The following is a 21,737-nucleotide window of genomic DNA, read 5'->3' as shown; positions in this document are numbered from 1 at the left end:
ATGACTACAGAAAAGCAAGAGCGGCGCGCAGGCGGGCGCCGGTGCTTGGCGCACGGCGGTGCCCAGCGCAATGCGCCTGGAGGTTTTTTGGCTGGGTCGGAACCTGGCTACAACGGGAGGGAAAAAGAGAAGCGGGGCCTGGTGGCTGGCTGACGGCTGGCTAGCGGTCAGCCCGGGTAGCCGCGCAGCACGTCGTCAATCAGCAGGCTGAGCGAGGTAGGACTGGCGCCGGTGGTGTACCAGGCGTCGGCATCGACAAAGACGACACGGCCGCTCTTCCAGGCCTTGGTCTCGCGCAGCAAGGGGTTGGCCAGTTGGTCGGCGGTCATCACCGCATGGCGCTCCATCACGGCAGTGCGGTCCACCACATAGAGGATGTCGGGGTTGGCCTGCTGGATGAACTCGCTGGAGATGGGCTGGCCATGCAGGCTGCCCTCGGCATCGGTGCTGGCGGGCTTGACGCCCAGATCGCTGAACACAAAGCCGTAGCGCGACTGCGGGCCGAAGGAGCTGAAGGCGCCGTTGTTGTGCAGCACGATCAAGGCCTTGTCGGTGCTGCCCTCGATGCGCTGGCGGGCCTGCGCCAGCTTGGCATCCAATGCGGCCACCTTTTGTGCGGCCTGCGCCTCTTTGTCAAAGATGCGGCCCAGGGTGAGCAGATGCTCTTTGACGACCGCGATGTGCCGGGCATGGCTGTCCTTGAAATCCACATCCAGGTGGATGGTGGGCGCGATCTCGCTCAGCGTCTGGTAGTGGTTGGCCTGCAAGGGGGTGATCAGGATCAGGTCGGGCTTGAGCGCATGCACGCGCTCCAGGTTGGGCTGCACGATGGCGCCCAGGTCTTGCACCGCCTCATCAGCTTTGTACTTGGCCAAAAAATGCGGCACATAGTCCTTGACCATGCCGGCAATCGGCACACCGAGCTGGTCGAGGAAATCAGCCTCGTTCATCTCCAACGCAGCCACCCGCTGCGGGGTTCGGGGGATGACGGTGCTGCCTAGCTGGTGCTGCACGGTGATGGGCGCTGCGGCCGGCGGGCTGCTGGCGGCGGAGCTGGACGATGGCGCATCAGCGGCCGAACTGGATGCGCGGTCGCAGCCGCTCAAGGCCAGGGCGATGGTGACAGCGGCGGCTGCGGCGATGGCCGTAGACAGGGGCCGCCAAAGGGTGCGAGTGCGGTTGGGGTTGCGTTGCATGGCAAAGGTTTCCTAGGTCTTGAAGTAGTTGCACAGACATCCCTGCGCGGTGCGGCTGATGTCAAACCGCAGCTCGAACAGCTGCGACAGATTGGCTTCGGAGATGACGTCATCGCTGGGCCCGCTAAAGCACAGCATTCCGCCTTTGAGCGCGACGATGTGGTCCGAGTAATTGGCGGCAAAGTTGATGTCGTGGATGACCAGAATCACCGTGCGGCCGGCCTCGTCGCAAAGCCTGCGCAGCGCGCGCATGATCTGCACGGCATGCTTCATGTCCAGGTTGTTCAGCGGCTCGTCGAGCAGCAGCACATCGGTCTGCTGGGCAATGGTCATCGCCAAAAAGGCCATCTGCCGCTGGCCGCCACTGATCTCGTCGATATAGGCATGGCGCAGTGGCTCCAGCGACAGGAAGGCGATGGCCTCATCGACGGCCTGCTGGTCTTTGCTCGTCAACGTGCCCCGGTGGTGCGGAAAGCGGCCAAAGCCGACCAGCTCTTCGACCGTCAGCCGCATCTGAAAACCAGGCGATTGGCGCAGGGTGGCGATGCGCAGCGCATAGTGCGCCACCGAGATGGTGGCAATGCTGCGGCCATCGAGCTGGATCTCGCCACTGCTGGGCGCCAGCAGGCGGGCAATCATCATCAGCAAAGTAGATTTGCCGGCGCCATTGGGGCCGATCAACGAGGTGATGCGCCCGGCCGGGAAGGCGGTGCTGACGCCGGACAGCACGGCGCGGCTGCCATAGGATTTATGGAGGTTGCTGACAATGATCATGAGAGAGCTCGGCCGCGCACCGTCAGCGCCAGAAAGTAAGCACCGCAGACCAAATTGACCAGGATGCTGACGGTGGTCTTGTAGTTGAAAACATGCTCCACCAGCAGCTGCGCTACCAGGAAGATGGCGATGGCGACTGTGCAGCCCATCGGCAAGCTGCTGCGGTGGCGCCATTGCGGTGCCAGCGCATAGACGATGTTGGCCACAAAGATGCCCATGAAGGCCGTGGGCCCAATGAGGCTGGTGGACACCGCCACCAGCACCGCCACCAAGGCCAGGTAGAGGCGCATGCAGCGGGCATGGGGCACGCCCAGCGAGATGGCCTGCTCGCGGCCCAGCGCCATCACATCCAGCACGGGCAGGGTTTTGTGCAGCACCAGGCATACCGCACCCACGGCCAGCGCCGCATAGGCCAGGGTATCGGGCCGGGCGCGGTTGAAGGACGCATAGCTCATGCCCTGAAACACGGCAAACTCGCCCGGGCTGATGCGCAGCTGCACAAACTGCGTGAAGGTGCCGATCACCATGGTCAGCACCAGGCCGACGAGCAGCAGCACATAGATATCGCCCTGCCCCCGGCGCAGCAGCCAGCGCTGCAGGCCCCAGGAATACACCAGCATCAGCACCACAGACACCAGGAAATTGCCCCTCTCGCCCAGCATGCCCATGCCTTGCGCGCCCAGCACCAGCAGCAGCAGGGCCTGCCACAGCAAGAACACTGCCTCATAGCCCATGATGGCGGGGGTCAGGATGCGGTTGCCCATCAGGGTTTGGAACACGATGGCCGACACCGCCACGCAGATGCCGCCCAGCGCAATGGCGGCCAGGCGCAGCAAACGCCGGGGGATGACATAGCCCAGATCCATGCCCGAGCCCAGCAGCACAAAGCCCAGGGCCAGCACGGCGATGCCCAGCCACAGCGCATGGCTGGTGCTCACGGCCTTCATCGCGGTCGGTCGCTTCATCGCCGCCCCCGAAGAATCAGTACCAGGAACACCACGCCGCCCAAAGCCCCTGCCGTCAGGCCAATGGGCACCTCAAACGGATAGATCAGCAGGCGGCCGGCGATATCGCAGACCAGCAGCAGGCTGGCACCGCCCAGCGCCACCAGCGGCAGGGTGCGGGCCAGGTGGTCCCCCTTGTACAAGGCCACCAGCTGCGGCACGACCAGACCGACAAAGGGGATGGCGCCGACGGCAATGACGGTGGCCGAGACGGTGACGGCCACCAGCACCAGCCCCAAGGTGGCGGTGGCGGCATAGCCCATGCCAAGGCTGGTGGCCATCTCTTCCCCCATGCCCAGTACGGTAAAGCGCTGCGCATACAGATAGGCCAGCGCCACCACCGGCAGGATGATGTAGAGCATCTCGTAATGGCCTTGGACGATGCGCGAAAAATCTCCCAGCAGCCAGCCCTGCATGCTTTGCAGGATGTTGTTGCGGTAGGCATAGAACTCGGCCACGGCGCTGAGCACGCTGCCGTACATCAGCCCGATCACGGGCACCAGGACGGTGTTCTTGAAGCGGATGCGCGCGATGATGGCGACATAGAGCAGGCTGGACAAAAAGCAGAACAGCAGCGCCAGCGCCATGCGGCCCGGCGCACCGGCGGACGGCACCAGGGTCATCGCGATCAGGATGCCGAGCTTGGCGGCATCAAGCCCGCCCGAGGTGCCCGGCTCGACAAATTTGTTGCGCACAATGTGCTGCAGGATCACGCCGCAGACGGCCAGGCCTGCACCGGTCAGCACCAGCGCGGCCAGGCGCGGCAGGCGGCTGGCCGTCAAGGTGAGCCAGGCATCGCCGGAACCGCCCGAGAAGGCCCAGAGCTGCGACCAGGCCATCTGGCGCGCCCCCACCAACAGGGACGCCAGGCACAGCAGCGCAAACCCCAAACACCAGCGCAGCCGCATCACACCCGCTCCTCGCCCGCCGCCATGCGCCAGCCTTGGGCTTGCTCGCGCTGGCCCAGCCACTGCGCATAGCGGCCTTGCTGTGCCGCCAACTGCGCTGGTGTGCCCTGCTCCACCACCTGGCCACCCTCCAGCACCAGCACCTGGTCGGCCATGGCAATGGTCGACAGCTGGTGCGCAATCACCACGACGGTGTGCTGGCCGCGCAAACGAGCAAGGGTCTGGGCAATCAGCGCCTGGTTCTCGGTATCGAGCGCGGCCGTGGCCTCGTCCACCAGCAGGATGGGCGCATCCTTGATAAGGGCGCGTGCAATCGCAATGCGCTGGCGTTCGCCGCCTGAGAGCTGGGCGCCGCCCTCGCCCACGGGGCTGTCCATGCCGCCGGGCAGGCGCTGGGCGATGCTGTCCACCCCAGCCTGGCGCGCGGCCTCCCACAGCTCCACATCGCTGGCACCGGGCCGGCCGATGCGGATGTTGTCGGCAATGCTGCCGGCAAACAAATAGCTGTCCTGAAAGATCTGGCTGATCTGCGCGGCCAGTTGGGCCTCGTCCATCTGCCGCACATCGGTGCCGCCAATCAACACCCCGCCCTGGTCCACATCCCAAAAGCGCGCAATCAACCGCACCAGGGTGCTTTTGCCGGAGCCCGATGCCCCCACCAGGGCCGTCATGCTGCCGGGCGGCACATGCAGGTTGATGCCGCGCAGCACGGCGGGCTGGTCTGCGCCATAGGAGAAATGCACATCGCGCAGGCTGATCGATGCATCGCGAGGCCACTGTGGCTGCTGCGCCTGCGGCAGGGGTTGCTGCGCAAACAGCGCATCAATCGCATCGAGCTGGCCGCGCGCGGTGCGCAGCGCCTCGGCATAGCCGACCAGCTCCAGCAGCGGCTCCACAAAGCGGCTGATCAGCAGCATGGACAGCACGGTCGCAATGACCTGGCCGGGGGCCAAGGCCTGGGCGCTGTGCTGATCGATGCCGACCACGACGGCGACCAGCAAGGCCGCAAACACCGCTTGCACGGCCCAGACATTGAGCACCGACGACAACGCCGACACCGCAATCAAACGCCCCGCCGACTGGCGCTGCTGGTCGATCGCCTGCGCCACAAAACGGGGGCTCTGACCACCGCCCTGGAAAGCGCGCAGGACCGACTGGGCCTGTGCAAATTCCACTATGCGCTGGCCGGTCTGGGCAAAGTCGCGCTGAAACGCGGCATCGGCCCAGCGGCCCATGCGGGCGGTCAACAGCAGCACCCCCAGCAGCAAGGGCAAGGCCAGCAGCCCCACCAGGCCCAGGCGCCAGTCCTGCGCAAACAGCAGCGCCAGCACCACCAGGGGCGCCACCACGCCGCTGATGACGGGGGTGAACACATGGGCGGGCAGCTGGGCCACGGCCATCATCCCCTGGGTGACCAGGTGGCTGACCTTGGCGGTGTTCTGCGCGTGGAACCAGCCCATGGGCAAGCGCGCCACATGGGCACCCAGCCGGTGGCGGCCGGTTTGCAATACCGCTACGCCCACCCCTACCCCCGCCTGCTCCACCCGGCCCCGCCACCACCAAGCCAGCACCACGGCGGCCAACAAGGCCAGCAGCCAGGCGCCAGCGCCGCGCCACTGGGCTTGCAACAGTTGCGCCATCAGCGGCAGCAGCACGGCCGTGCAAAGGCCGCAGAGCACGCCATACAAAGCCGCCATCCAGGCGTAGCGGCGCAGCAAAGGGGCCTGCTCGCCCAGCAGCAGGTTCAGGGTTTTCAGCATGGGACGGTCTCCTGCGCAGCGGCATAGCCACCTTCGCGCCACAAACGGGCGTAGCGCCCGCCTTGGGCCAGTAGATCGGCGTGACGCCCCTGCTCCACCAGGCGCCCCTCGTCGATCACCAGGATCTGGTCGGCCTGCATGACGGTGTCCAGCCGGTGGGCAATCACCAGCACGCTGCGGCCTTGCGCAAAGCGCGACAGCGCGTGCTGAATGGCGGCCTCGCTGTCGGCATCGGCAGCGGCGGTGGCCTCGTCCAGCACCAGGATGGGCGCATCCATCAGCACGGCGCGGGCAATGCTGATGCGCTGGCGCTCGCCACCGGAGAGCTCTGCATCCTCACCCAGCACCGCGTCATAGCCGCGTGGCAGCGCGGTGATGCAGTCATGCACATCGGCGGCGCGTGCGGCGGCTTCCACCTCGGCCTGGCTCGCGCCGGGCCGGCCCAGCGCAATGTTGTCGCGCAGGCTGGCATGGATCAGGCGCACATCCTGCAGCACAAAGCCGATGCGCTGGTAGAGCTCGGCGCTGCCGATGGCACGCAGATCGGCGCCGCCCAGCGTGATGCGGCCTTCGGTCGGATCAAAAAAGCGCAGCAGCAAGCGCGCAATGGTGGTTTTGCCGGCGCCCGAGGGGCCAACGATGGCGGTGACCGTGCCCGGCGCCAGCTGGAAACTGATGCCCGCTAGCACCTGCTGGCCCGGCGCATAGGCATAGCCCACCTGTTCAAAGCACAGCTGGTAGCCCCGTGGGCGTTGTTGTTCGTCAGGCGCGGGTTGGGGCAGCACGGGGGTGTCGAGCAATGTCAATACCCGTTCCGCAGCAGCGGTGGCGCCCTGCAGGTCATGCAGCAAGGTGTGCAGTAGCAGCACCGGTGCGCAGATGCCGGGGGCGACCAGCACAAAGGGCAGCAGATCCAGCGGCGCCAGCGCTCCCAGGCTGCCCAGCAGGCAACCCCCCGCCAGCACAAAGCCCAGCACGGTGACCGGGGCGGCCATGCCATGGGCATGGGCCATGGCGCCAACGAGGGGACGCACAAAATCTCTGAAAGCCTGCGCAAACGCATCGACCGCGCCCTGGTAACTGGCTTGGCCCTGGCCGCTGTTGCCAAAGGCCTTGATGACGGGCATGCCGGCGACAAAGGCCACGGCCGCCGATTGGATGCGGCCCATATGGCCGGCGAACACGCCCATCTGCGCGCCACTGGACTGCAGCGCGCGGCGCAGAAACCAGACATAGCAGGGGAAGGGCAGCAAGGCGATCAAGGCCATGCGCCAGTCCTGCAGCAGCAGATAGGCCACTGCCACCACAATCGCGCCGCCGGCGCGTGCCACCGAGGTGTAGAAATGCGCGCTCAGGCTGTGCAAGGTGGCGATGTCGTCTTGCAGCACCTGCTTGACCTCGCCCGACGAGCGGCTGCTGAACCAGCCCAGCGGCACCTGGCCCAGGCGCTGCACCGCAGCCTTGCGCAGGCCATGGGTGAGATGGTTGTCTGCCATATGGGCCAGCACCTCGCCTGCCAGCATCAGCAGCGCGGCAGTAAACAAGCTGCCCAGCGCTGGCCACAACAAGGCCCAGATGCCGGCGGTATCTGCGGGCTCAGCCAACGCGAGCTGGGCCATGCGCACCATCGCCGCCAGCGGCACCAGGCTGAGCATGGCCCCCAGGCCCGACAGCAGCGCGGCCAGCGCCAAACGCGCGCGAATCGGGTGGAGCACCCGGCGGATGGGACCGGGCCCTGGGGCTGCGGCAGCCGCCGCGTCATGAGCATGCATGGGAGCAAGACCTAGAGAAAAACAAAGCAACGCCCCGTGCATGCGCCGCTGCCATCAAGGCGCGGGCATTGCGTGATCCATGTACCGGTTTTCCAAAAAACAGGCAACGGCAACGCGAAACGCAACAGGAACAATAATTAGTTGCATCATACTAAACTAATAAATTACCGTACATCTTTTACAGCTATCGCCAATGCGGTTTGGTTGACAATTGGCGAGCATCCGGAGTGAACATGGACTTAGAGAAGAAAGCAGCCCCGCGTGGACGACCGCGCCTGATTACGCAAGAGCGCATTGCCGATGCAGGCATTGAGATGGGCTTGCCCAACATCACCTTTGTGGGCGTGGCCAGCGCGCTGGGCGTGACGCATATGGCGCTGTACAAGCATGTGCCGAGCCTGGCCGAGCTCAAGCACATGGTGGCCGAGGAGATCTTCCGGCGCTGGGAGTTTTCTCTGCCCAAGGTGGGGGTGCATGAGGGCCTGCAGGACTACCTGGTGCGCTTCAGCGACTCGGTGCGTGAGTTCGCCAAAACCTACCCGGGCGTGACGCCCTATGTGATCCGCAGGCTGGTCGCCACTCCGGCCATGCTGGAGAAGATCGATGCGCACCAGCAAGAAGTGGCGCAGGCCTACCGCATTGAGAAGGACCAGTCGCGCCAGCTGCTGGCCACCATTGCCTTCCATGGCCTGGCCGCTGCCGATTCGGTCTACTCCGCCGCGCGCCAGGAGACCGTGGTGCAGACCAGCTTCGAAGCCGAGACCGCCGAGATGGAAGGCGATCTGGCCCAGGGCATGCATGCGCTGATCGCCGGCGCGCTGCTGCAGCTGCAGCTTGATCCTGCGCTGAAGCCCTGATAGCGACAGATCTCTGAAGCGGCGCTGAGACCTCTCAGCCACGCTGCCACGTCACAAGTGGCACACCGCTTCAAGCCAAGCGCTCAACGCGCCCTGCCCATCCCGTTTTTCTGGGGTTCAAAAAATATTTCCAAAAAGATGTCAGGAATGGCTGGGGTCGAACGACTCCACCCACGTGGCAGCGCTGTGCTGTGCACTTTCAACCTTTCATCACCAGGAAATACACCATGAACATCAAGACCCTCACCACCTTGGCCGCCGCTGTACTCGCCACCTCCGCATGGGCTGCTGGCAGCCAGGACAGCAAATGCGGCGCCGGCAGCTGTGGCAAGAAGGAAAGCTCCAGCACCCACGATGCGGGCTGCTCCAAGAAGGACGGTGGCTGCTCGAAGAAGGATGCAGGCTGCTCCAAAAAGGACGGCGGCTGCTCCAAGAAAGAGAGCACCGGCACCCACTGATACACCGCTCAGCCAAGACAGATCACAAGACCCGGGTGAGCTCCACTTCCTCACCCAACTCCCTCCTTACAAGAAAGCAATACATTCCATGTTCAACACTTCTTCTACTGCACGTTTCATTCTGGCGACCAGCCTGGCCCTGGCCGGCAGCGCCCAGGCCATCACCACGGACCCCGTCGGCAACGGCTCGGACTACCCCGCTTACGCACAACCCCAGAGCACGCTGACCCGCGCTCAAGTGCAGGCCGAGTTCATCCAGGCCCGCCAAAGCGGCATGCTGCTGCTGCAAGGCGATGAGTTCCAGGCCAACAGCCACGAGCGAGGCATGGCCTTGAGCCGTGCAGAAGTGATCCAAGCAGCCTCCCAAGCCCGCATGGCCGGCACCTTGCCCCAGGGCGATGGTTTTGGTGAGTAAGCGGCGCGCAGCCCTCAGCCCCACGAAACGGACACACCATGATCGGCCTTGGCTTTCGACGTGAGATGCTGGACTGGGATATGTCCGCCGTGCAGGCCGACTTCTTTGAAGTCGCGCCCGAGAACTGGGTTCGCCGGGATTTGGCGCCGCTGCAGGCGCTGATCGACTCGGGCCGCCCGGTGCAGTTGCATGGCGTGGCGCTCAACCTGGGCGGCACGGCCCCGCTGGACCAGTCATTCCTGCGCGATCTGCGCCAGCTGATCACGGACCTGGGCGCCCCACTCTATTCCGACCACCTGTCGGCCAGCGGCGACAGCCACCAGCTCTATGACCTGTTCGCCGTGCCCTTGACGGAAGCGCATGCGCAGCGCGTTGCCGACCGCATCCGTGCGGTGCAGGACGCACTGGGCATGCGCATCGCGGTCGAGAACACGACTTGGTACACCAATGTCGGAGCAATGCCCGAAGCGGACTTTTTGGCCAGGGTTCTCGACCTGGCGGACTGCGATCTGCTGCTGGATCTGAACAACCTGTCGGTCAACCACAAGAACCATGGCGGCCTGGCCCCCAGTGAGTTTGTGCAGCGCCTGGACATGACTCGCGTGAGCTATATGCATGTGGCGGGCCATGAGTTTGACGCGCGCTTTGACCTGTTCATGGACACACACAGCCAGCCGGTGGAAGCCCACACCCAGCAACTGGCACGCAGCCTGGCCGAGCGCCACGGCACCGCCGTGCTGCTGGAGTGGGACAACGACGTCCCTGGCATGGATGTCATCAACCAGGAGCTGGTATGTCTACGCCCTTCTATGACTATGTGAGAGGCCGCACCGACCAGGTGCCGCCGGGCTATAGCGACAACGGCATGCGGGCCTACCGCCACCTGGTTTACCTGGGCGCCAGCCAGATGGTGGAGGCCCATTTCCCTGAACTGCGCGAGCAAATGGGCGACGCGGCCTGGCGCGAGCTGATCGCAGCCTTTGTGCGCGATTCTCGCTGGAGCTCGCCCTACTACGGAGACATGAAAGATGCATTCCTTGAATTCATTCAGCGTGAAAGCACGCGAGAAAGTTGATGGCCTGGGCCTGCTGCTGCTGCGCCTGTGGGTGGGGCAGGAGTTTGCGCTGGCAGGCTTTCGCAAAATATCGACGGGCTGGGAGGCGCCGGCCTGGTTTGCGGGTCTGGATTTCCCCATTCCCGTCAGCTGGCTGCCAGCCAACCTCAACTGGGGGGTGGCAGCGGTTGCAGAGCTGGTACTAGGCGTTGCACTTGTATTGGGTTTGGCATCGCGTATCTCCGCGCTAAGTCTTATAGTCATTACCTATGTGGCGGTGTACAGCGTGCACTTTGACCTGGGCTGGGCCGGCTGGAACCAGATCGACAGCGATGCAGGCCTGGGCTTCAAGGTGCCACTGATGCTGGGCATCATGCTGGCGGCCATTGCCAGCCAAGGCCCGGGCCGCTGGTCTCTCGACCGCTTTTCACCGTCGCGGCGCGAGGAGGTTGCCAACTCACTTTAGGGGGACGCCATGCACCGCATTGCAGCAGACATCACCACCCAATGGCGCAGCGCCATGCTGCGCTTTGCTTTGCTGCACCTGCCCTCGCGCGAAGAGGCTGAGGACGCGGTGCAAGACACCCTCACCGCCTTGCTGCAGCTGGACCCCGCCAGTTTTGATGCCAGCCAGGCCAAGAGCTATTTGTTTGGCATTTTGCGCAACAAGATCAGCGACCGGTTGCGCCAAAAATACCGTGCACCGCTGAGCTATGACGAGGCCTTTGAGGACGACTTGGACCAGATCATGTTTGACCCAAAGGGTCACTGGGTCGATGGTGTGGCACCGGCCACCTGGGTCAACCCGCAGCAGCAGCTGCAGAACGACCAGTTCTTCAGCATCGTGGACCTGTGCGTAAACAAGCTGCCCGCCAAGCCGGCGCGGGTGTTCTCGATGAAGGAGTTTCTGGAGTGTGAGGCAGAGGAGATTTGCAGCACCTTGGGCATCACCAAGGCCGATTACTGGCAGTGCATGAGCCGCGCCCGCAAGCAGCTGCAGCTGTGCCTGCACCAAAACTGGTTTGAGCAAGAAAGGGCGCCATGAAGTGCCGTGACTATATTTTTCAACTGACCTCCGGGCAACTGGAGGACGCCGGCACTGCTACCCAGATTGCCGCCTGGCAGCACCGCATGATCTGCTTCCGCTGCCGTGCCTTTACCCGCAATGACCGGGCGCTGCAGGACATGCTCAAGGGCTATGGCGAACATCTCCAAACCCCGCCAGCGCCACCTGCTAAACCTACCGACAGCTAAGACATAAGCAATTACTGTACATAAATACAGTATCGTGCAAGAATGGCATTTTTGCCTGGACTCTGCCATGGACCACATCGCCACCGGACGCTTTGACATCAAGCTGCAACCCGAAGGGCTCAGCCCCGTGGCCGAGGCCACCGGCCTGGGCCGGCTCTCGCTGGACAAGCAATTCAGCGGCGACCTGCAGGCGACCAGCCAGGGCGAGATGCTGTCGTTCCGCAGCGCTACCCAAGGCTCTGCCGGCTATGTGGCCATGGAGCGGGTACACGGCAGCCTGCATGGCCGCAGCGGCAGCTTTGTGCTGCAACACAGCGCCAGCATGGCGCAGGGCCAGTCCACCCAAAGCATCACGGTCGTGCCCGATTCCGCCACCGATGCGCTGCAGGGCCTGCGCGGCAGCATGCAGATCACCATCGACAACGGCCAGCATTCCTACCGTTTTGTGTACCAGCTGCCTGAGGCTTGACCTACCCCAGCACCTTCGGCGACTGATGAGTCCCGGGCCTGCAATGGCATGCAGGCCCGGGACTTTTTGCATGGGGCATCGTGGCCATGTTCCGAATATATAAGCGCCTCGTAGAATCCAGATCCAAGCTCGCTCCCTGGCCAACACATTCAGGGAGCACCCACACATCAGCGCAACAAGGCATGACATGACCCATGGCTTCCGCGACTCCCCCGATGGCCTGCGCTACGAGGAGCACATCAGCTGGCCGATGCGGCTGTTTGTGGCCGTGATTGGGCTGGCGATGTTTCTGATCCCGGTGCCTTTTATCCAGCATGGCCACTGGGGCCTGCCCTGGTGGCAGTTGTTGCTGCTGGCGGTCTGCATCACGCTGCCGGTGTTGCTGGGGGCGTTCTTTCTTTGCCTGGCATGCGGGCGCTGCCTGCGGCTGCATTTTGACCAGCGCCAGCGTTGCCTGGTGCGCCATGGGCGCCTGCCCCTGCGCCCACGTGCCATTCCCTACGCCGATATCGAGCCGCCCAAGGTGCTGGAGCGCAGCTCGGAAGATGGCCCTTACTACGTGCTACGCCTGCGCGTGCAAGGTGAGCGCGCGATGCACCTGAGCAGCTTTGGCCTGCAGACCGAGGCGCAGGTGTGGTGCCAACGCATCGCGGACGAGCTCCAGCACCGATCAAGCTGAGGGCCACAAAAAAGGACCCTGCAGCGCCAGCACAAGGCTGGCACTGCAAAGTCCAGAGCTGCAGAGTGGGCTGCAGCAGGGGTGGGCCGGATAAGGCCCACCTTAGGAACGCGGTGCTTTGTTTAGAACGTGGCCTTCAGGTTCAGACGCACGGTACGCGGCTCGCCGTAGATGGCGCCCGAGTAGAAGCCGTACTGGCGGTAGTAGGTCTTGTCGAACAGGTTGGAGATGTTCAGGGTCGCCACCAGGTCCTTGTTGATCTCATAGCGCGCCATCGCATGGAACAGGGTGTAGGCCTTCAGGTCGATGTTGACATTGGCGCCTTCGGTGGGGTGGCTAGTGCCGGTCGCCACCTGGTGCATCTTGCTTTGCGCGGTCAGGCCGGTGCCCAGGGTCAGCTTGTTCCAGCTGCCGGGCAGGCGGTAGCTGGTGTTCAGGCGCAGCAGGTGCTTGGGGTCATCTTCGGCACCGGTGGAGTTGGGGTTGTTCACCGACAGGTAGGTGTAGCCGCCATAGACGTTCCAGCTCGGGGTGATGCGGCCGGAGAAGTCCACTTCAAAGCCCTTGGTCGTCACGCCCGATGCGCCATTGACATAGGCGGTCACGCCCTCGTCGCCGGTCACGTAGAGTGGGTCGCCGCTGGCGTCACGCGCAATGGTCGCCACATCCTTTTGCTTGTTGCGGAAGACCGCCAGCGAGCCATCGAACTGGCCATCGAGCCATTCGCCCTTGACGCCGACTTCCATCGCGGTGCCGGACTTGGGGTCGAGGTAGGTGCCATCCACCCGGCGCTGCGACTGGGCTTCGAACACATCGGTGTAGCTGGCGTAAAGCGAGTAGTTGCGGTTCAGGTCATAGACCGCGCCCAGGTAAGGCGTGACCTGGTGGCTGAAGTCCGAGGTGACAACACCGTTGGAGAAATTGCGCTGCCAGCTCAGGCGGGCACCGACGATCACCGACAGCGGATCGGTGATGCTCAAACGCGTGGCCGCATAGGTGCCATAGGTCTTGATGCGGGTGACGGTGTCCTTGCCGTTGCGGGCGGTGGTCACCTCGCCAATGCCTTCACCGGAGCGGATGAACTCGCGCCAGTCGCCAATCGCAAAACCGTTGCTGATGCGGTTCATGCAGGCGACGGACTTGCCGGCGCTGTTGAAGCAGTCCAGGCCGTAGGCGGTCGACTCGTTGTCGTTGTAGTTCGCGCCCATCATGAACTGGTGGCGGCGGCCCAGCGCCTCGAAGGGGCCGTTCAGCGACCACTGCAGGTTCTTGGTGGTGCTTTGCGCTTCAGACAAATAGGTGTTCAGGTAGGCACCGCTGCCATCCTGCGCCCAGTAGCCGGCCGATACCGTGCCCCGGTTGGCCTTAGCCACTGCCAGGTGGCTGTCCACATCGCCGCGCGTCCAGGAGCCCGAGAGCTTGGTCGTCCAGTTGTTGTCAAAGCGGTGCTCCAGCGCGCCAAAAATGGTCTTGCTCTCGCGCTCGCTGTAGCTCCAATCGGCCGAAGAGTTCAGGCTGCGCTTGAAGTTGGTCTCGGTGCCATCGGCGTACCAGATCGGCACATTGGTGCCCCAGGTGGCGCCATCGATGCGGCGGCGCTCGTACTGCAGGCCCAGGGTCGCCTTGGTGTCGCGGGTGATGTCGGCGGCAAAGCTGGCCAGCAGACCCAGGGACTTGTCCTTTTCGCGGTCACGGAAGGTGTTGGAATCATCGCCGCTGAACACAAAGCGCGAACGCACGCTGCCGTCGGCATTGAGCGGCTGGTTCAAATCGGCAGTCAGGTGGCGGCCGCCATGGCTGCCCAGGGTCACGCCCACGCTGCCAAAACGGGTCTTGCGCGGCTCCTTGCGTACCAGGTCCACCACGCCGGCCGGGTCGCCGGTGGCACCCAGCAGGCCGTTGGCGCCACGCAGGATTTCCACGCGGTCATACAGATCCATGTTCAGCGCCAGGCCCTGGCCGGAGAAGCCGGTCTGGCCGTTCATCAAGGCACCATCCACGCGGAAGTTGGTGATCTCGAAGCCGCGTGCGCGGTAGCTGGTGCGGCCGCCCACGTCGAGCTGGGTGGCCGAGATGCCGGTGGCGTTGAGCAAGGCATCGTCCAGGGTCTGCACGTTCTCGTCGTCCATCTGCTGGCGGGTAACCACGCTGACCGACTGCGGGGTTTCGCGGCGCGTCAGCAGCAGGCCGGTGGCGCTGGAGACAGCTGGGTTCTCGTAGGAGCGCGTGGCCTCGCTGGCATTGGTGGATTCGGCGCTGACCACCACCTCTTCGAGCTGGGTGGTTTCTGCCGTGCGCTTGGCAGCCGTGGTGTCTGCCGGCGCGGTTTGCGCCAACGCCGCCTGGGAACATACCGCCAATGTGGCACACACCACCGGGCTCAATCGCAGCCAAACCGGCACCCCTGCCACCCCTGCGCGCTTTCGATTCACCAACATGCCAACCGCCTTTTTTATTTGCAAAGCTGGCACTGTAAAAACGATGGAACCCCGCGATGTATTCGCCGTGTATGGAAATGAAATGAAATGTATTCTCATTCTCATGTCCCGTTTACAATAGCCGGCGGTGCGCTATCCGGCGTGGCCAAGCACACCCATGGAAAACCTGCCCCTGATCCTGGTGGTCGAAGACGACGCCGACATGCGAGAGCTCATCGTGAGCTACCTGGCCAAATCGCGCCTGCACAGCCAGTGCGCGGGCGATGGCGAGCAGATGGCCGCCGCGCTGGCCGAGCGCCTGCCCGATCTGATCCTGCTCGACATCATGCTGCCCGGCGCCGATGGCATGGTGCTGTGCCAGCAGCTGCGCGCCAACCCGGCCACCGCGCAGATCCCCATCATCATGCTGACGGCGCGCGACAGCGTGCTCAACCGCGTGGTGGGTCTGGAGCTGGGCGCCGATGACTACCTGAACAAGCCCTTTGAGCCCATGGAGCTGCTGGCCCGCATCCGCGCGGTGCTGCGCCGCGCGCGGCCCCAGGCCCCGCCCTTGCCGGGCATGCCCGAGCCGCCCGCACCCATGCTGCTGCGCTTTGGCAGCTTTACCTTGGACCTGAGCCAGCGCCACCTGCTGTCGCCCAGCAATGTGCTGATCAGCCTGGCCAGCTCGGACTTCCGCATTCTGGAGCACCTGCTGCGCCACCCGCACCAGGCCGTGAGCCGCGACCAGCTGATGGACCTGGCCTTTGGCCGTGAACGTGCCGCCTCGGACCGGGCCGTCGATGTCTGCATCAGCCGCCTGCGTGGCCATATCGAGCTGGACAGCCGCAAGCCCCAGATCATCCGCACCGTGCGGCATGAGGGCTATATGCTGGTGCCGCCGCCTGTGCATGGCGACTGATGCCCCGCCTTTGCAGGCCAGCGCCCGGCGCAAGCTGCTGGCCCGCTGGCTGCCCGATACCTTGTTTGGCCGCCTGGTGCTGGTGCTGGCCGTTGGCATGCTGGCCACGCAGTTCCTCACCAGCAGCATCTGGCTGGACCTGCGCCATACCCAAACCCTGGAAACCCCCACCCGCGTAGCGGCAGAGCGCCTGGCAGATGCACTGCAGGTGCTAGCCCGGAACGACCAGGACCCGCAGGCACTGGCCTACCTGACTGGCCCGGGGCTGCAAGCCCAGGTGCTGGACCAGGCGCAAGCCCGCTTGCCGGTAGAAGATGCCGAGCTGCACCAGGAGGCCGAGGAGCTGGTGAACCGCGTGCTGCATGCGCGGCTGCCCCAAGCGGGCCAGGCCCAGCTGCGGCGGCTGCAGTTGCTGGATGCGCAGGGCCATGCGGTGCCGCAATCCAGCTATTTCGGGCTCAACCCTTTCACGGTGGACTATGGCCTGCAGATCGCGCTGGCACCCGGCCGCTGGCTGGTGCTGGACACGCAGCTGAGCCCGGGCTGGCATGCGCAAAGCGGCTGGGAGGTGCTGGCCGATGTGCTGCTGCGCGTCTACCTGTTCCGCATCTTGGTGGTGGTTTTGCTGGTGTTGCTGGCAGTGCGCTGGGTGGTAACCCCGCTGCTGCGCATGGGCCAGGCCGCGCAGGCGCTGGAGCGCGATGTGGTCGCCGCCCCGCGCATGCCTGAAGACGGCCCGCGCGAAGTGCGCCAGGCCGCCCATGCGCTGAACCGCATGCAGCAGCGCATTGCCGCCAATCTGAAAGAGCGCACGCATTTTCTGGCCGCCGTATCGCACGATCTGCGCACGCCCATCACCCGCATGCGGCTGCGTCTGGAGCTGATGGACAGCGCCGACCTGGACAGCGGCAAGCAAAAGCTGCGCGGCGACCTGAGCTGCATGGAAGGCCTGATCGACAGCACCCTGGCCTTTATCCAGGCGCGCGAGCACCAGGGCCCCTTGCAGCAGATTGACCTGGATGCGCTGGCCCGCAGCATCTGCCAGGACCGGCAGGAGCTGGGCCAGCCTGTCGATATCCGTGGCCATATCCGCGCGCCCGTGATGGGACAGCCCTTGAACCTGCGCCGCGCGCTGGACAATCTGATCGACAACGCGTTGCGCTATGCTGGCAGTGCCAGCCTGGTGCTGGATGAAGACAATGTCTTTGCCCAGGTCTACGTGGAAGACCGGGGCCCTGGCATTCCGCCCGCGCAGCTGGAGCGCATGCGTCAGCCTTTTGAGCGGGGTGAGACATCGCGCAACCAGAATACTGGCGGCCATGGCCTGGGGCTGAGCATTGTCGATGCCATTGCGCAGGCCCATGGCGGTGCGCTGCAACTGCGCAACCGCGAGCCGCAAGGCCTGTCAGCCTGCATGCGCATCCGCAAGCGGCCTGACAACCAGCGTTGATGCTGGCTGAGAAGGTGGGGGAATGTGCGAGAGAGCGGTGTCGGGCGCCTAGCGGGCAGCGCCCTTAGCACCTTTAAAAAATATCCAGCGTCTTCACCGCATCGCCAAAGCGTTCCAGTGCCTCGTAGGCATCTGTCTGGGACAAGGCTGCAATGTCCAAACCTGTGCTTTCGATATCGCCATCGGCATAGCCCATGACCCAGTTGGGAAAGCGGCGCTTGGGGCCGGAGATGCCAGCATCGATGACCGTGAAATCGGCGTGCCGGGGGTCTGCGCGCAAGTGCTCTTCGAGCACGGCCATGGCCTCGGGTGCGCCTTCCACATACTGCGCAAACCAGTCGCCATCAAACACCAGCACGCCGGTGATGCCATGGATGGCATTCATCTCGCGTGCCTGTTTGACGATGCGCCCCACTTCTGTGGGACCGTAGCCTGCCGCCAGCCTGCTGGTGTAGAGAAGGGATCGGAGACTTGACGGCATGGCTGGGCTTTCGCTTTCAACAAACATCCAATGTACTCCTCACCGATGGGCGCATGCGTCAAAAAAGACCTTTTTTCTGCCATAAGCCTCGCAGCGGTAGCAGGCACTCGCTTTAAGCAGATGCGACTTGCCCCTGGTGGCCGTTGAACACCGCACACCAGGGGCAAGCAGTTAGCGCCTTTGAAAGCGCTATGTCAAACCGGCTTATTGGCCGAACTTGCGCTTGGCATCGGTGATACAAGCGTCCTTGGTGTCACCGGCCATCGCGTCGCAACGCTCCTTGGCGGCCTTGTAGTCGGCTTCACGGCTCTTGTCTGCGGCATCCTTGCGGGCATCAGCCACGTCGGACGGGTTGGACGATGGCTTGGCACTGACTTCGGCGACCTTGGCGGCTTCCAGGGCCTTCACGTGGGCAGCCTTGGCTTCCTTCTGGCAGACGTCCTTGGTGTTGCCGGTGGCGTCATCGCACTTTTCCTTGGCGACGTCGTATTCAGCATCGGCCTTGGCCTTGGCCAGGTCATGGCGGTGGCCTTCAGAGGGTTCGGCACGGTGCTTCAGATCCGCCATGGCGATCTTCTTTTGGCCATCGGCCTGCTTCTTGCACACATCCTTGGCATTGCCCTTCATGGGCTTGCACTGGTCGCTGGCGGCCTTGTGTTCGGCTTCGATGCGGTCCTTCTCGACCTTCTGCTCGGCAGAGGTCATGGCGAAAACGCCACCGGAGAAGAAGGCGGCTGCACACAGGGCGGCGATGGTAGGTTGGAGCTTCATGGTGTTGTTCCTTGGATCGTTATGGTGAAAGAGATGACTATTTTTTGAACCCATCAATGGAGCGCAAAAAATAGTCGCCTGGCATGTCATTCATGCAATACCGCCACAATGGCTGCGTTGCTGGCCTCAATGGCGTAAATGAATTATCAGCAGCCCCCAGCGCCAAGGCTGTGGGTGGCAAGACGGACAAATGGTCAGATTTCACCTACCATGCCAAAGCCCCAGCCCAAGCCGCTTGCAGCGCCATGGCGGCCCAGGAAACCCTGGCAAAATCTGCCACTGCCCACCGCATCTGCGCACCCGAGCGCCAGGCACTGAGAGGCCTGCGATGGAGATGCACTGCTTATGGAAAACACCGCAATGACTACCGAGCGCCAGCCCCCCTGGGTGGCAGAACACCTGCTTGCCGCGCTGCACGGCGAATGGCGTTTTTCCCGTACCTTGCAGGACCTGGTGAGCCGCAATCCCATTGGCACCGTGCAGGGCCTGGCGAGCTTCACCCCGGAAGGCACCAGCGCGGCCCACTATGTCGAGAATGGACAGATGGTGCTGCACAACGGCGGCACGTTTCGCGCCAGCGGCAGCTATTTTTTCAGCCAGCAGGGTGCTGACTTGTGCATCTATTTTGATGCGGAGCAGCAGCGCCTTTTTCACCAGCTGCACCCTGCTGTCGATCACGCTGGACAACTGGTGGCCAGCAGCTCGCACCTCTGCATTGCGGACCGCTATGACAGCAGCTACGAATTTCTGCGCAGCGGCGGCTTTGTCATCGAGCACCAGGTGCGCGGGCCGCACAAGTCTTACCGCAGCTATACCTTGTATGAGCGGTTGGCGGGCGACCATACCAGCAACAACACAGCGACCTGAGATGCCAGGGAGCACGCCTGGACCAACGGATTAAAAGTCCGTTGCTCTAGACAGGGAGCCCTCAACAGCGCATCAGCCGCCCTGCGCTTCCTCCGCGCTGCCTGCACTACCTTCCAACACCGCCAGCAACGCAGACAGATGCGTATTCAGCGCCGCCAGGGTCGCACCAGGCAAGGGCTGCAGCAGCGCACGTTCTTTTTCCACATGCGCTGTCACAGCTTCATCGATGAGCTTGAAACCGCGCTTGGTCAGCTGCACCAGCATGCTGCGTGCATCGAGCGCATTGGGCACCCGCTCGATCCAGCCACTGGCTTCCAGGCGCTTGAGCCGGTGGGTCATGGTGCCCGAGGTCACCATCAGGGTCGAGAACAGCTCGGTGGGGCTGAGCCGGTAAGGCGCGCCCGAGCGCCGCAGCGCGGCCAGCATGTCGAACTCCCAAAAGCTCAGGCCGAACTGCGCAAAGTTGGCGTCCAGGCTTTGCTCGATCAGCGCGGCGCAGCGCTTGATGCGGCCAATCGGACCCATGGGGCTGGCATCCAGATCGGGCCGCTCGCGGGCCCATTGCGCCAGGATCGCGTCCACGGCATCACCCGCAGGGGACAAAGGTTTTTTTGTCATTTGTCTTGATATCAAGATATTTAAGGGTTAGCATTCATTTTATCTTGAATTGAAGATAAACCCTATGCAAGCCCCTTCGCAGCCATCTCGCTGGCAAGACATCGCCCTCACCGCCCTGGCCCCCATGGTCTGGGGCTCCACCTACATCGTGACTTCTGAGCTGCTGCCGCCGCACCGACCTTTCACTGCCGCGCTGATCCGGGTGTTGCCCGCCGGCCTGCTGCTGGTGCTGGCCATGCGCCGGCTGCCCGCGCAGCAGCACTGGCTGCGCTTGCTGATCCTGAGTGCGCTCAATATCGGCGCCTTCCAGGCCTTGCTGTTTGTAGCGGCCTACCGCTTGCCGGGTGGCCTGGCCGCTGTACTGGGCGCCATCCAGCCGCTGATGGTGATGGCCCTGGCCTGGTGGGCCGATGGCAAATCGCCCGCCCGCAGCACCTTGGCTGCGGCAGTGGCGGGGGTGCTGGGCATGGCGCTGCTGCTGGTATCGCCGCAGACGGTGTTTGAGCCCATTGGCATAGCGGCTGCCTTTCTGGGAGCGGCCTGCATGGCCAGCGGGGTCTGGCTCACACGCCGCTGGCAGCTGGACCTGCCCGTGATGGCGCTGACCGGCTGGCAGCTGTTGCTGGGCGGCCTGATGCTCGCACCGCTGGCCTGGTGGCTGGATGCACCGCTGCCGTCCCTCAGCAGCTTGCAGTGGCTGGCCTATGCCTATCTCTGTCTGGCCGGCGCGTTGCTCGCCTATGCGCTGTGGTTCCGCGGCATTGCGCGCTTGCCCACGGTGGCAGTGGCATCGCTGGGCTTGCTCAGCCCTCTCACCGCCGTCGTGCTCGGTTGGGCGCTTCTCGGCCAAGCTATGAGCGGCATGGCACTGGCTGGCCTGGTGGTCGTGCTGGTCAGCGTGCTGGCCGTGCAGTGGACGGCAGCGCCGCCTCGCTAAGCCGAGCACCTTCGTTTTTAATCCCTCACTCTCTCAACTTCATCATGACCAATCCTGTACAACAAGCCATTGAAAACCGTATCTCTGCCCACCGCTATGTGGATGGCCCGCTGTTGGATGATGCTCGCATCCTTGCCTTGGTAGAACAGGCCACGCGCGCGCCATCGGCCTACAACATGCAGAACTGGCGTTTTATCGCGGTGCGATCGCAGGACGCCAAGGCCCGCCTGCAGGCTGTGGCCTATGGCCAGCAAAAGGTGCTGGACGCGGCGGTGGCCTTTATCGTTTGCGGCACGTTGGCGGCGCACCGCCAGTTGGCCACCGCCCTGCAGCCCAGTGTGGAGGCCGGCACCCTGTCCCAGCGCACGGCAGATGCCTGGGTGGCCCAGGCCATCCAGGCCCATGAGGGCGATGTGCAATTACAGCGCGATGAAGCGCTGCGCTCGGCATCGCTGGCCGCGATGACCTTGATGCTGGCCGCGCAAGGCGAGCAGCTGGGGTCTTGTGCGATGGTGGGCTTTGATGCCTTGGCTTTGCACCAGGCGTTTGGGCTGGCACCGCATGAGGTGCCGGTGCTGCTGGTGACTGTGGGCTACCCCACTGCAGACCAGCTGCCGCAAAAGCCGCGCAAGCCTGTGCATGAGGTGCTGGAGATTCTCTGAACCCGCAGCGGC

At 64.0% G+C, this 21,737-nt stretch carries 25 protein-coding genes; 15 read left to right on the top strand and 10 right to left on the bottom strand.

Going from position 1 to position 21,737, the window contains the following annotated elements; genetic code table 11:
- Positions 1-167: 167 nt before the first annotated feature.
- From EDF71_RS15555 to EDF71_RS15530, 6 genes are read right to left on the bottom strand one after another with little or no spacing between them, the layout of a single operon-like run.
- Complete coding sequence (locus EDF71_RS15555) at positions 168-1,196, bottom strand: siderophore ABC transporter substrate-binding protein (RefSeq protein WP_133857486.1); 1,029 nt, start codon at positions 1,194-1,196, stop codon at positions 168-170.
- 12 nt (positions 1,197-1,208) lie between these two features.
- A complete protein-coding gene (locus tag EDF71_RS15550) occupies positions 1,209-1,970 on the bottom strand; it encodes an ATP-binding cassette domain-containing protein (protein WP_133857485.1) in 762 nt (253 codons plus the stop codon).
- Positions 1,967-2,935: an iron chelate uptake ABC transporter family permease subunit gene (locus EDF71_RS15545; protein WP_279586292.1), complete on the bottom strand. Its 969-nt coding sequence runs from the start codon at positions 2,933-2,935 to the stop codon at positions 1,967-1,969. Before EDF71_RS15545 ends, EDF71_RS15550 begins: the two co-directional genes overlap by 4 nt.
- On the bottom strand, positions 2,932-3,882 hold the full coding sequence (locus EDF71_RS15540; RefSeq protein ID WP_133857484.1) for an iron chelate uptake ABC transporter family permease subunit: 951 nt from the start codon (positions 3,880-3,882) through the stop codon (positions 2,932-2,934). Before EDF71_RS15540 ends, EDF71_RS15545 begins: the two co-directional genes overlap by 4 nt.
- Entirely contained in the window at positions 3,882-5,642 is a 1,761-nt protein-coding gene (locus tag EDF71_RS15535) for an ABC transporter ATP-binding protein (RefSeq protein ID WP_133857483.1), read from the bottom strand. Before EDF71_RS15535 ends, EDF71_RS15540 begins: the two co-directional genes overlap by 1 nt.
- Complete coding sequence (locus EDF71_RS15530) at positions 5,636-7,414, bottom strand: ABC transporter ATP-binding protein (protein ID WP_133857482.1); 1,779 nt, start codon at positions 7,412-7,414, stop codon at positions 5,636-5,638. The genes EDF71_RS15535 and EDF71_RS15530 overlap by 7 nt, the downstream gene beginning before the upstream one ends.
- Positions 7,415-7,647: 233 nt before the next feature.
- On the opposite strand from EDF71_RS15530, the gene EDF71_RS15525 reads away from it, so the two are divergent.
- From EDF71_RS15525 to EDF71_RS15485, 10 genes are all read left to right on the top strand, one after another.
- Positions 7,648-8,271: a TetR/AcrR family transcriptional regulator gene (locus EDF71_RS15525; RefSeq protein ID WP_133857481.1), complete on the top strand. Its 624-nt coding sequence runs from the start codon at positions 7,648-7,650 to the stop codon at positions 8,269-8,271.
- A 227-nt stretch (positions 8,272-8,498) separates the two neighbouring features.
- Positions 8,499-8,729 carry a hypothetical protein gene (locus EDF71_RS25065; protein WP_166656559.1) on the top strand — a complete coding sequence of 77 codons (231 nt, stop codon included), beginning with the start codon at positions 8,499-8,501 and terminating at the stop codon, positions 8,727-8,729.
- Between the two features lie 88 nt (positions 8,730-8,817).
- Positions 8,818-9,144, top strand: coding sequence for a DUF4148 domain-containing protein (locus EDF71_RS25060; protein WP_166656558.1), 327 nt, complete (start codon positions 8,818-8,820; stop codon positions 9,142-9,144).
- 38 nt (positions 9,145-9,182) lie between these two features.
- Positions 9,183-9,965 carry a DUF692 family multinuclear iron-containing protein gene (locus EDF71_RS15515; RefSeq protein WP_133857479.1) on the top strand — a complete coding sequence of 261 codons (783 nt, stop codon included), beginning with the start codon at positions 9,183-9,185 and terminating at the stop codon, positions 9,963-9,965.
- Complete coding sequence (locus tag EDF71_RS15510; RefSeq protein ID WP_133857478.1) at positions 9,938-10,219, top strand: DNA-binding domain-containing protein; 282 nt, start codon at positions 9,938-9,940, stop codon at positions 10,217-10,219. Before EDF71_RS15515 ends, EDF71_RS15510 begins: the two co-directional genes overlap by 28 nt.
- Positions 10,182-10,664: a DoxX family protein gene (locus tag EDF71_RS15505; RefSeq protein WP_243854326.1), complete on the top strand. Its 483-nt coding sequence runs from the start codon at positions 10,182-10,184 to the stop codon at positions 10,662-10,664. The genes EDF71_RS15510 and EDF71_RS15505 overlap by 38 nt, the downstream gene beginning before the upstream one ends.
- Before the next feature lie 9 nt (positions 10,665-10,673).
- Entirely contained in the window at positions 10,674-11,243 is a 570-nt protein-coding gene (locus EDF71_RS15500; RefSeq protein ID WP_133857476.1) for a sigma-70 family RNA polymerase sigma factor, read from the top strand.
- Positions 11,240-11,452, top strand: coding sequence for a hypothetical protein (locus tag EDF71_RS15495; RefSeq protein WP_133857475.1), 213 nt, complete (start codon positions 11,240-11,242; stop codon positions 11,450-11,452). Before EDF71_RS15500 ends, EDF71_RS15495 begins: the two co-directional genes overlap by 4 nt.
- A gap of 67 nt (positions 11,453-11,519) precedes the next feature.
- Positions 11,520-11,921, top strand: a complete 402-nt coding sequence (locus tag EDF71_RS15490; protein ID WP_133857474.1) for a DUF3224 domain-containing protein — start codon at positions 11,520-11,522, stop codon at positions 11,919-11,921.
- Between the two features lie 187 nt (positions 11,922-12,108).
- The gene (locus EDF71_RS15485) at positions 12,109-12,600 is read left to right on the top strand and encodes a hypothetical protein (protein ID WP_133857473.1); all 492 of its coding nucleotides are present in this window, start codon (positions 12,109-12,111) and stop codon (positions 12,598-12,600) included.
- Positions 12,601-12,722: 122 nt separating this feature from the next.
- Here EDF71_RS15485 and EDF71_RS15480 read toward each other — a convergent pair whose 3' ends face one another.
- Complete coding sequence (locus tag EDF71_RS15480; RefSeq protein ID WP_166656557.1) at positions 12,723-15,038, bottom strand: TonB-dependent siderophore receptor; 2,316 nt, start codon at positions 15,036-15,038, stop codon at positions 12,723-12,725.
- A 157-nt stretch (positions 15,039-15,195) separates the two neighbouring features.
- Between EDF71_RS15480 and EDF71_RS15475 the strand changes: the two genes are divergently transcribed.
- Complete coding sequence (locus EDF71_RS15475) at positions 15,196-15,939, top strand: response regulator transcription factor (protein ID WP_133857471.1); 744 nt, start codon at positions 15,196-15,198, stop codon at positions 15,937-15,939.
- A complete protein-coding gene (locus EDF71_RS25575) occupies positions 15,929-17,389 on the top strand; it encodes an ATP-binding protein (protein WP_166656556.1) in 1,461 nt (486 codons plus the stop codon). Before EDF71_RS15475 ends, EDF71_RS25575 begins: the two co-directional genes overlap by 11 nt.
- Positions 17,390-17,462: 73 nt before the next feature.
- Here EDF71_RS25575 and EDF71_RS15465 read toward each other — a convergent pair whose 3' ends face one another.
- Positions 17,463-17,870 carry a BLUF domain-containing protein gene (locus EDF71_RS15465; RefSeq protein WP_133857469.1) on the bottom strand — a complete coding sequence of 136 codons (408 nt, stop codon included), beginning with the start codon at positions 17,868-17,870 and terminating at the stop codon, positions 17,463-17,465.
- A 204-nt stretch (positions 17,871-18,074) separates the two neighbouring features.
- Positions 18,075-18,641, bottom strand: a complete 567-nt coding sequence (locus tag EDF71_RS15460) for a hypothetical protein (protein ID WP_133857468.1) — start codon at positions 18,639-18,641, stop codon at positions 18,075-18,077.
- Between the two features lie 345 nt (positions 18,642-18,986).
- On the opposite strand from EDF71_RS15460, the gene EDF71_RS15455 reads away from it, so the two are divergent.
- The gene (locus EDF71_RS15455) at positions 18,987-19,508 is read left to right on the top strand and encodes a DUF6314 family protein (protein ID WP_133857467.1); all 522 of its coding nucleotides are present in this window, start codon (positions 18,987-18,989) and stop codon (positions 19,506-19,508) included.
- Positions 19,509-19,580: 72 nt separating this feature from the next.
- Here EDF71_RS15455 and EDF71_RS15450 read toward each other — a convergent pair whose 3' ends face one another.
- Positions 19,581-20,126 (bottom strand): MarR family transcriptional regulator, encoded by a 546-nt coding sequence (locus tag EDF71_RS15450; RefSeq protein ID WP_133857466.1) that lies wholly within the window; start codon positions 20,124-20,126, stop codon positions 19,581-19,583.
- Between the two features lie 64 nt (positions 20,127-20,190).
- Here EDF71_RS15450 and EDF71_RS15445 point away from each other — a divergent pair, with 64 nt between their 5' ends.
- Positions 20,191-21,063, top strand: coding sequence for an EamA family transporter (locus EDF71_RS15445; RefSeq protein ID WP_133857465.1), 873 nt, complete (start codon positions 20,191-20,193; stop codon positions 21,061-21,063).
- A gap of 44 nt (positions 21,064-21,107) precedes the next feature.
- On the top strand, positions 21,108-21,725 hold the full coding sequence (locus EDF71_RS15440) for a nitroreductase family protein (protein WP_133857464.1): 618 nt from the start codon (positions 21,108-21,110) through the stop codon (positions 21,723-21,725).
- Positions 21,726-21,737: the final 12 nt, after the last annotated feature.

Source organism: Comamonas sp. JUb58 (assembly GCF_004364775.1).
GTDB lineage: Bacteria > Pseudomonadota > Gammaproteobacteria > Burkholderiales > Burkholderiaceae_C > Comamonas.
The sequence above is the reverse complement of the archived record's forward strand: the minus strand, read 5'-3'. Positions and strand labels throughout refer to the sequence as shown.